Source organism: Arthrobacter russicus, from assembly GCF_031454135.1.
In the GTDB taxonomy this organism is placed as follows: Bacteria; Actinomycetota; Actinomycetes; order Actinomycetales; family Micrococcaceae; genus Renibacterium; species Renibacterium russicum.
Window position 1 is genome coordinate 3810790 of sequence record NZ_JAVDQF010000001.1, and the last position, 7770, is coordinate 3818559.

The following is a 7770-nucleotide window of genomic DNA, read 5'->3' on the forward strand; positions in this document are numbered from 1 at the left end:
CGGAATGAGCGAAGAGGGCGAAACCCTGCTCGATTCCAAGGTGGACAAACACCATACGCACGGCACCGAAGTCATGGCCTCGCGCGCCGAGCGGCTGACCAGCCAGAACGTCGCGGACTTCAAAATCCCCAGCGGGCTGGAAGAGGAATGGCGCTTCACCCCGGTGAAGAAGCTCGCCACGTTCTTCAGTGATGCGCCCGGCGACGCGGCTGCGGCCGACTACCGGGGCGAGATCCCGGAAAGCATCGTGGAGCGCGCGCTGGCGCTCGGCGAAGCGCCCCGCGGGACCGCGTTGGTACCGGCCGACCGGGCTGCCGCGGTGGCCTCCCAGGTCGCCGAAGCGCACTACTTCGGCATCCCGGCGGACCAGGAACTAGCGGAACCGCTCAAGCTCACGGTGACCGGCCAGGGCGAGGGGCTCCGCGCCCACTCGCACTGCGTGATCGAAGCGGGCGCCAATTCGCGCGCCGTGGTGATCATCGACCACCACGGCAGTGCCGATTTCAACGGCAATCTGGAGATCATCGTCAACGAAGGCGCCGAGCTTACCGTGGTGAGCGTGCAGCGCTGGGCGGACAACGCGAAGCACCTGGGCCAGCACGACGCCGTCGTCGGCAAGGATGCCAAGCTCAAGCACGTCGCGGTCACCCTGGGCGGCTCCATCGTGCGGCTCAACGTGAACGCGCGGTATGCCGGTGAGGGCGCCGAGGCCGAGCTGTTCGGCCTGTACTTCGCCGATGCCGGCCAGCACCTGGAACACCGCACCTTCATCGACCACAATGTGCCCAACTCGAAGTCCAATGTGCTCTACAAAGGCGCTTTGCAGGGCGTGGACGCGCATACCGTATGGGTGGGCGATGTGCTGATCCAGAAGCAGGCGATCGGCACCGACAGCTACGAGAAGAACCAGAATCTGATCTTGACCGACGGGGCACGGGCCGATTCGGTGCCGAACCTGGAAATCGAGACCGGGCTGATCGAAGGCGCCGGGCACGCCAGCTCCACCGGCCGGTTCGACGACGAGCACCTGTTCTACCTGATGGCCCGTGGTATTTCGGAACGCGATGCCCGCCGTCTGGTGGTCCGCGGTTACCTCAACGAAATCATCCAGAAGATCAAGGTGCCGGCACTGGAAGAAGAGCTCGCCGCTGCGTTGGAGCACGAGCTCGAGGCCTCGGGAGCGCTCTGAATGGCTGCTGAGCTGGTGTGCCGGGTGGATGAAGTCCAGGTCAAAAGCGCTTTGCGCGTGGAGATCGACGACATCCCGGTGGCAATCGTGAAGGATTCCGAAGGTGTGCTGCACGCGGTCAGGGACACCTGCTCGCACGCTGAGATATCGCTCAGCGAAGGCGATGTCGAGGGTTGCACGATCGAGTGCTGGGCACATGGTTCCAGCTTCGATCTGAACTCCGGACAACCGCTCACCCTGCCCGCGTACGAACCGATTCCGGTGTTCGCGCTGAGCGTCGATGGCGACGACGTCTATGTGGACGTCGCCCAGGTGCTCAACGGCGTCGAACCGATCAACTAAGACTTTTCACGGAAAGAAGAAGACATGTCCACTCTGGAAATCAAGGACCTGCACGTCAGCATCGAGACTGAGCAGGGCAAAAAGGAAATCCTCAAAGGCGTCAGCCTGACCATCAACACCGGCGAAACCCACGCCATCATGGGGCCGAACGGCTCCGGCAAGTCGACCTTGGCGTCGACTATCGCGGGGCACCCGCGCTACCTCGTCGACTCCGGTTCGATCACCCTCGACGGCGAAGACGTGCTGGAGATGAGCGTGGACGAGCGTGCCCGGGCCGGCCTCTTCCTGGCCATGCAGTACCCGGTGGAGATCCCCGGCGTGACCATGAGCAATTTCCTGCGCACCGCGAAGACCGCGATCGACGGCGAAGCGCCGGCGCTGCGGACCTGGACCAAGGACGTCAAGGCCGCGATGACCCAGCTGCGGATCGACACCGACTTCGCGCAGCGCAATGTCAATGAAGGCTTCTCCGGTGGCGAGAAGAAACGGCACGAGATCTTGCAGCTCGAGCTCTTCGCGCCGAAGTTCGCAGTGCTCGACGAGACCGACTCCGGCCTGGACGTCGATGCGCTCAAAATTGTCTCCGAAGGCGTGAACCGGGCGCAGGAGGGCGGCAACATGGGCACCCTGCTGATCACCCACTACACCCGGATCCTGCGCTACATCAAGCCGCAGTTCGTGCACGTTTTCGTGGACGGCAAGGTTGCCGAAGAGGGCGGTCCGGAGCTGGCTGACCGGCTCGAAGAAGAAGGCTACGACCGCTTCCTCACCGCGCAGGCCCAGGCGTAGGCTGGCGTCATGAGTGCAACTGTCGAATTGCCGGAGCTGGAAGAAGCCCTGCGGGACGTCATCGACCCTGAGTTGGGGGTCAATGTGGTGGATCTGGGGCTGCTGTACGGTCTCCGCTACGCCGAAGACGGCGCTTTGCTGCTCGATATGACGCTGACCACCGCGGCCTGCCCGCTGCAAGACGTGATCGAGGAGCAAGTCGAGAAGTCGCTGGGTGGCCTGGTAGACGAGTGGCGGATCAACTGGGTCTGGATGCCGCCGTGGGGTCCGGAAAAAATCACCGACGACGGCAAAGACCAGATGCGCGCCCTCGGCTTCAACATCTGAACCCCTGCAGATTCTCTGCGCGAACGCACACGTGAGCGTTCGGCCCTTTCGTGTCGAACTCCGTTCGCCACGTAGGGTCCCTGGCGAACGCACACGTGAGCGTTCGGCCCTTTCGTGTCGAACTCCGTTCGCCACGTAGGGTCCCTGGCGAACGCACACTTGGTGCGAGTGTTTTCGAAAAACACTCGCACCAAGTGTGCGTTCGCGCTTTGGTTTAAGGAGATTGCCGGCCGGCGAAGCCGAAACGCGGTCGGCCGATGTCGAGCGACATCACCGCGCCGAGGACCAGCAGCGCGAGCGCCAACGATGCGCTGACATCGGTGAGCCAGTGATAGCCCAGATACAGCCGGCTCACCGCGACCGCGAGGATGCCCAGGCCGGCCGCCGAGGCCGCCGCCGGGGCGACGAATCTGCGCTTCGACCTGGAAACCACCAGATATGCCGAGACCAGCAGAAACACCGCGGCCACCAAGGTGTGGCCGGACGGGAAAGAGTGCTGATCGTCCGGGCCGAGCAGCATCTGGTCGGCTGCGGGCCGATCGTGCGTGATGAACAGCTTGAGCAACACCGTCAGGGCTACCGTGAACAGCATCGCGCCGATCAGCAGCAGCGGACGCCACCACTGCCGCTTCCAGAGCGCCCAGACGAGCGCCCCGGCGATCACCAGGAAAGGCAGCAGCTCCGGAGCGGACACCGAAGTGACTGCCGTGAAGACCGCGGTGGCCGCAGCACTGCGTTCGGCGACGAACCACGCGTGGTCCGGTTGGTCCACGCTCATGGCGGAGGCCCCGGAAAAGACGAAGACCGCAATACCGGCGAAAGCGAGGAGGCCGAACAGAAGGCAACTGGCGGCCAGGGCGATCCGGCGACGGGGCAGCCGGGCAGGCGGTGCAAAACTCATCTGACCAGCATCCAGCATTCAGCTATGCCCCAGCTGAAGGTTCAGTTGAGCGAAACGAGTTCCAGGTAGCTTTCGTCCCACAAGTCCTCGTCGCCGTCCGGCAACAGGATGACCCGGTCCGGATTCAGCGCGACGACGGCTTGCCGGTCGTGGGTGACCATCAGGATCGCCCCGGGATACTGCCCGACGGCGTTGAGCACCTCGGTCCGGGAGGCCGGGTCGAGGTTGTTGGTGGGTTCGTCGAGCAACAGCACGTTGGCGCCCGAATGCACCAGGGCCGCCAAGGCCAAGCGGGTCTTTTCACCTCCGGACAGCACCCGGACCGGTTTGTCCACCTCGTGGCCGGAGAACAGGAACGAGCCGAGTACCGCCCGGGCCTGCTGATCGTCCAACTGCGGTGCCGCGTCGCGCAGGTTCGCCAACACCGTTTCGTCGTGCCGCAGGGTCTCGTGCTCCTGGGCGAAGTAGCCCAGACGCAAACCGTGCCCGGCCACGACCCGGCCGGAATCCGCGGGTTCCAGCCCGGCCAAGATCCGCAAAAGTGTGGTCTTCCCCGCACCATTGGGCCCCAGGACCACGGTCCGGGACCCGCGGTCGACCGCCAAATCCAGGCCGCGGAGCACTCGGAGCGCGCCATAGGACTTGGCCAAGGAGACCGCGCCGAGCGGAATCCGTCCGGACGGCAGCGGATTCGGGAGCTTGATGCTGGCCACCCGTTCTGCGCGCCGGACCGGTTCAGTCCCGGCCAGCAGCCTTTCCGCGCGTCGGACCATGTTTTTGGCCGTGACCGCGGTGGCCGAGCGGGCGTGCATCTTGGCGGCTTGGGCTTGCAAGGCCGCTGCTTTGCGCTCGGCATTGTGCCGTTCGCGGAGCCGACGGCGTTCCGCAGCGTCCCGGTGTTCGAGGTAGTGCTGCCAACCCGCATTGTGGATGTCGATGGTCTTGCGTGCCGGATCGACCGCGAAAATCCGGTTGGCGACCTCGGCGATTAGCCGCACGTCGTGGCTGATCAGCACGAGGGCGCCGGGATATCCACGCAGGTATTGCCGCAACCAGGCGACTGCCTTGGCATCCAGGTGGTTCGTCGGCTCGTCCAACAGCAGGGTCTGATGCCCGGCGAACAGGATGCGGGCCAATTCCACCCGACGGCGCTGGCCGCCGGAAAGTGTGGCCAACGGCCGTTCCGCGGTCGGCGTGTCCATGCCGAGGCCGGCGGCAATCTGCGCCGCCTCGGCAGCTGCCGAATAGCCGCCCAGCGATTGGAAGCGTGCTTCGGCATCGGCGTAGCGGCGCATCGCGCGATCCGTTCCGGAGGGGTCGGCCGCGGCCAGCTCGGTTTCCGCTGCACGCAACGCACGCTCGGCGGTGCCCAGCTGCCGGGCCGAAAGGATTCGGTCGATGGCGCTTTGCCCGGGTTCTCCGGCGCGCGACTCCTGATGCAGGTAACCCAGCGAGCCGGTTCGGAGCACGGTTCCGGCGGCAGCCGGAAGGTCGCCGGAGAGCACCCGCAACAGCGTGGTCTTGCCCGCGCCGTTGCGTCCGACCAAGCCGATTCGGTCGCCGGGGGAGAGGATGAAGGAAAGATCGGTCAGCAGAATATCGGCGCCGACGCGTACGTCGACACCACGAAGGGTGATCATGGGAATTGACTCCGGGAAAGCTAAAAATGGACAGACTTCTGGTGTGGAAGCTGGGTCCTAGCTAAGAAATCCGGGGAGTCGACATGTTCACAGCATACCGTGGCCGTTTTTCGACCCGCAATTTCGACCGGTAATTTCGACCGGCCAGCCGAGTCCGCACCCGCGCCCCGAGTCAGCACGCCGCGCGAGTGCACAGTTGGTGCGGGTATTTTCGGAAAACACCCGCACCAAGTGTGCACTCGCGCGAAGTGGAGAGGACGAGGGGTAGGGATGGGGAATCGGGAATAGGGTGGGGACGGTTTAGGGCTGGCTGACCGCGAAAGTGTCGCATTTGTTGATGTCGCCGCTCTGGTAGCCAGTGGTCAGCCACTTCTGCCGTTGGGCGCTCGATCCGTGCGTCCAGGATTCCGGATTCGTCCGTCCGGTCGCTGCTTTCTGGATCCGGTCGTCACCGACCGAGGAGGCAGCGGAAAGCGCATCCCCGAGATCCTTTTGGGTCAGTTGCGCCAAGAACGGCTGGCCGGAACTCGGGTCCTTGGTGGTCGAGGCGTAACGCATCCAGATCCCGGCGTAGCAATCGGCTTGCAGTTCCACGCGCACCGACCCCGAGCTGGGCCCTTGCGGATCGTTCTGCGCGTTGCCGATCGTGCCCAAAACGTCTTGCACATGATGGCCGAATTCGTGTGCCACGACGTATTCCTGGGCCAACGGACCGCCCGAGGATCCGAAGCGGTCCACCAGCTCTTGGAAGAACCCCGGATCGAAATAGGCGGTTTTGTCGCCGGGGCAGTAAAACGGTCCGACGTCGGTGCTGGCCGGTCCGCAGGCGGTGTTGGTGCTAGTGCTGAAGAGCACCGTCTTGACCTTGCCGTAGTTCGCGCCGAGCGGTTTCAGATAGCCGGGCCAGAAAGCATTGAGGCTGTTGACCGTCGCGGTGATCCGGCAGTCCAAGCGGTTGTTGGCGTCCGCGCCGGTTTTGCATTCCGCGACGCCGTTGCTGCCGGAGGCCACCGGGCCGATCTGGGACTGCCCGCCGTCGAGCATGCCGACCACCCCGTTGAGCAGATTGGGGTTAATTCCGAAGGCGCCACCGATCAGCAGGATCAAGGCGCCGCCGAGCCCGATGCCGACTTTGCCCCGGGTGCCCATTCCGCCGGAACCGCGCCGGTCGTCGACCTGCGACGGGTCGAGGTTTGCCCCTTCGTTGAAACTCATGGAACAAGAATAACCACAGCATCCGCACAGTTAGCGGCGCACTGCCTCGGAGCGCGGCTTAGGATGGTCAGCGATGCCATTTTTGAATCGTTTGGAACACTGGGCGCAAACCGCGCCGGACCGGCCGGCCGTGGTCATCGGCGAGGCTTCGCTGAGCTACGCCGAACTCGCTGGAGCGGTGCGTGCGCAGCACCGGGCCGGCAGCGCGCTGACCATCCTGCAGCAGCGGAATTCGGTCGATTTCGTGGTGCGATTCGCGGCTGCGGTCGCCGGCTCCGGCCGGGTCGCGGTTCTGGATCCGGACTGGCCGGCGGAAATTTCCGACGCAGTACGGAGCAGGTTGGCGGAACTACCGGTGCCGCCCGCGCCGGAACCTTCCGGTCCGCTGCCGGGCGGAGCGGCACCAGCCGGGCTGCAGGATGGGCCGGGGGCCAGCGAATTCCTGATCGGGCTGACCTCCGGAACGTCCGGTACCCCGAAGGGTTTCAGCCGCAACCGCGCTTCCTGGCAGCTCTCCTTCGAGGCCAGCGTCGAATTCTTCGGTTTGTCCGAAGCCGAGCCGGTGCTGGTCCCGGGACCGCTCTCGAGCAGTCTCAACCTCTACGCGCTGGCGGAATGCCTGTATGCCGGGGCGACGTTCTACGGACTGCCGGAATTCGATCTAGCCGAGGCGCTGAGGCTCGTGGAACGGCAGCAGATCCAACGCCTGGTGCTGGTCCCGACGATGTTGGCGATGCTGGCACGGCGGGCCGCGGAACCGGAGCGCGCCGGAACCATTCGCACCGTGTTGTGCGCCGGATCGGCTTTGGAACCGGCGATCGCGGAAGCGGCACGCCGTTGGCTGCCCGGTGCAGTCATTTTCGAATATCTGGGTGCGTCGGAACTGGGTTTCATTGCGGCGGGCCGGCTCGAATCGTCCGCCGGCCGGGAGGACACCGCCGTCGGGCCGGCGTTCCCCGGGGTCGAAATTTCGATCCGGGACCGGGCCGGCGCCGAGCTGCCGGCTTGGTTGCCGGGGAGCATTTTCGTGCGCAGCCAGCTGATCAGCGACGGGTATCTCTGGGGCCAGGACGGGGAGGGGTTCCAGCAGGACGGCCAGTGGAGCACGGTCGGCGACCAGGGTTTCCTGAGCGGCAACGGCGTCTTGCATTTCCTCGGCCGTCGCAGCGACATGATCAACAGCGCCGGGCACAACGTCTACCCGCATGAAATCGAGCACGCCTTGTCTGGGCTGCCGGGAGTCCAATCGGCGGTGGCCGTAGGCATTCCGGACGGCGTCCGGGGGCAACGCATCGTGGCCGGGGTCGTGCCGGCCGATCGGTTCAGTTCCTCTGCGTTGACCGGGCGGGTGCTCCGCCAGGGATTGC

8 protein-coding genes are annotated in these 7770 nt (G+C 65.1%); 5 read left to right on the forward strand and 3 right to left on the reverse strand.

The annotated features are described in order from the left end of the window. The first annotated feature begins 4 nt into the window (after positions 1 to 4). From sufD to JOE69_RS17805, 4 genes are read left to right on the forward strand one after another with little or no spacing between them, the layout of a single operon-like run. A complete protein-coding gene (sufD, locus tag JOE69_RS17790; RefSeq protein ID WP_309801377.1) occupies positions 5 to 1189 on the forward strand; it encodes a Fe-S cluster assembly protein SufD in 1185 nt (394 codons plus the stop codon). Continuing rightward, positions 1190 to 1531 (forward strand): non-heme iron oxygenase ferredoxin subunit, encoded by a 342-nt coding sequence (locus tag JOE69_RS17795; protein WP_309801044.1) that lies wholly within the window; start codon positions 1190 to 1192, stop codon positions 1529 to 1531. 24 nt (positions 1532 to 1555) lie between these two features. After that, complete coding sequence (gene sufC / locus JOE69_RS17800; protein ID WP_296361701.1) at positions 1556 to 2320, forward strand: Fe-S cluster assembly ATPase SufC; 765 nt, start codon at positions 1556 to 1558, stop codon at positions 2318 to 2320. A 9-nt stretch (positions 2321 to 2329) separates the two neighbouring features. Then, positions 2330 to 2647 (forward strand): metal-sulfur cluster assembly factor, encoded by a 318-nt coding sequence (locus JOE69_RS17805; protein WP_296361703.1) that lies wholly within the window; start codon positions 2330 to 2332, stop codon positions 2645 to 2647. A gap of 214 nt (positions 2648 to 2861) precedes the next feature. Here the strand turns inward: JOE69_RS17805 and JOE69_RS17810 are convergent, their stop codons facing one another. From JOE69_RS17810 to ypfJ, 3 genes are all read right to left on the reverse strand, one after another. Further along, on the reverse strand, positions 2862 to 3548 hold the full coding sequence (locus JOE69_RS17810; RefSeq protein WP_309801048.1) for a phosphatase PAP2 family protein: 687 nt from the start codon (positions 3546 to 3548) through the stop codon (positions 2862 to 2864). 41 nt (positions 3549 to 3589) lie between these two features. Next, positions 3590 to 5188 (reverse strand): ABC-F family ATP-binding cassette domain-containing protein, encoded by a 1599-nt coding sequence (locus JOE69_RS17815; protein ID WP_309801050.1) that lies wholly within the window; start codon positions 5186 to 5188, stop codon positions 3590 to 3592. Between the two features lie 300 nt (positions 5189 to 5488). Continuing rightward, positions 5489 to 6403 carry a KPN_02809 family neutral zinc metallopeptidase gene (gene ypfJ, locus JOE69_RS17820; protein ID WP_296361709.1) on the reverse strand — a complete coding sequence of 305 codons (915 nt, stop codon included), beginning with the start codon at positions 6401 to 6403 and terminating at the stop codon, positions 5489 to 5491. 73 nt (positions 6404 to 6476) lie between these two features. Here ypfJ and JOE69_RS17825 point away from each other — a divergent pair. Continuing rightward, the coding region (locus tag JOE69_RS17825) for a class I adenylate-forming enzyme family protein (protein WP_309801053.1) at positions 6477 to 7770 on the forward strand (1294 nt) is incomplete at its 3' end.

What these genes read in the sequence shown, in the direction of transcription:
- ypfJ (WP_296361709.1), bottom strand. Translation starts at nt 6,403, where the DNA reads ATGAGTTTCAACGAAGGGGCAAACCTCGACCCGTCGCAGGTCGACGAC.
- JOE69_RS17795 (WP_309801044.1), top strand. Translation starts at nt 1,190, where the DNA reads ATGGCTGCTGAGCTGGTGTGCCGGGTGGATGAAGTCCAGGTCAAAAGC.
- JOE69_RS17815 (WP_309801050.1), bottom strand. Translation starts at nt 5,188, where the DNA reads ATGATCACCCTTCGTGGTGTCGACGTACGCGTCGGCGCCGATATTCTG.
- JOE69_RS17810 (WP_309801048.1), bottom strand. Translation starts at nt 3,548, where the DNA reads ATGAGTTTTGCACCGCCTGCCCGGCTGCCCCGTCGCCGGATCGCCCTG.
- sufD (WP_309801377.1), top strand. Translation starts at nt 5, where the DNA reads ATGAGCGAAGAGGGCGAAACCCTGCTCGATTCCAAGGTGGACAAACAC.
- sufC (WP_296361701.1), top strand. Translation starts at nt 1,556, where the DNA reads ATGTCCACTCTGGAAATCAAGGACCTGCACGTCAGCATCGAGACTGAG.
- JOE69_RS17805 (WP_296361703.1), top strand. Translation starts at nt 2,330, where the DNA reads ATGAGTGCAACTGTCGAATTGCCGGAGCTGGAAGAAGCCCTGCGGGAC.